Genomic DNA, 1,224 nt, shown 5'->3' with positions numbered 1-1,224 from the left:
GGGCGGATGTCGACGACGACCGGCGACGGAATGAGCCGGGTCAGTACTGGCACGCGATCTCCCGTCCGCGGGCGAGGTCGTCGTGGTTGTCGATCTCGACCCACGCAACGTCACCGATCGGCGCCACGTCGATCCGGAAACCGCGGTTCACCAGCTCCTGGTAACCGTCCTCGTAGTACAGCTGCGGGTCCCGCTCGAACGTCGTCTTCAGCGCGTCCGCCAGCTCACCCGCCGCCTCGCCCTCGATCAGCGTGACACCGATGTACTCACCGGTCGCCTCCGCCGGGTCCATCAGCTTGGTGATCCTCGTCATCCCCTTCTCCGGATCGACGACGACCTTCATCTCCTCGTCCGCGAGCTTCTTCACCGTGTCCAGCGCCAGGATGATCCGCCTGCCGTCACCGCGCGCGGCCAGCAGCGTCCTCTCCACCGACACCGGGTGCACGGTGTCGCCGTTGGCCAGGATCACCCCGTCCGCGAGGGCGTCACGCCCGCACCACAGGGAGTAGGCGTTGTTCCACTCCTCGGCCTTGTCGTTGTCGATCAGCGTCAGCTTCAGCCCGTACTTCGCCTCCAGGGCCGCCCGGCGCTCGTACACGGCTTCCTTGCGGTAGCCGACGATGACACCGACCTCGGTCAGCCCGATCTCGGCGAAGTTGGCGAGGGTCAGGTCCAGGACCGTGGGCTCGCCTTCTATGCCCGCGGGCCCCACCGGCACCAGCGCCTTGGGCAGGGTGTCGGTGTAGGGGCGCAGACGGCGTCCGGCGCCGGCGGCGAGCACGAGGCCTATCATCGCGGTTCTCTCCTTACGTTCCCCGGGTCCGACCGAGTCGGGGAGGTGTCATCTCGGCGGCAGAACTCATCGACGGACGCGGCCGCACGCGGTGGCCGTGCCCTCGGGACAAGGGTGTGGTCCTGTCCACGGGGGACAGGACCACACAGCGTGGACGGACGCTCAGTCCTCGTCGGTCACGGCCGTGACCGAGGACGACGGCTGCCGGGCCGCGGCCGCGGTCTTCTTCGACGCCGTCTTCTTCGCGGTCGTCTTCTTGGCGGCGGCCGTCTTGGTCGTCGCCGCCTTCTTGGCCGTCGTCTTCTTGGCGGTCGCCGTCTTCTTCGTGGCGGCCTTCTTCACCGTGGCCTTCTTGGCCGCCTTGCGGGCGGTCTTCTTGGCCGGAGCGGCTTCGGCCTCACCGGCGGACTCGGCGGACTCGGCGGACTCGG

The 1,224-nt window shown here is 68.8% G+C and carries 2 protein-coding genes; both read right to left on the bottom strand.

The window, feature by feature from the left end:
* Positions 1-40 precede the first annotated feature (40 nt).
* Entirely contained in the window at positions 41-793 is a 753-nt protein-coding gene (locus B9S61_RS25415; RefSeq protein ID WP_103544072.1) for a sugar phosphate nucleotidyltransferase, read from the bottom strand.
* Between the two features lie 162 nt (positions 794-955).
* Positions 956-1,224, bottom strand: a 269-nt coding sequence (locus tag B9S61_RS25410; RefSeq protein ID WP_146064946.1) for a hypothetical protein, incomplete at its 5' end; no start/stop codon positions are given.

Origin of the sequence: Streptomyces sp. SM1 (assembly GCF_002910825.1) — a bacterium.
Taxonomy (GTDB): Bacteria; Actinomycetota; Actinomycetes; order Streptomycetales; family Streptomycetaceae; genus Streptomyces; species Streptomyces okerensis.
This window is presented reverse-complemented; position numbering and strand designations above follow the sequence as displayed.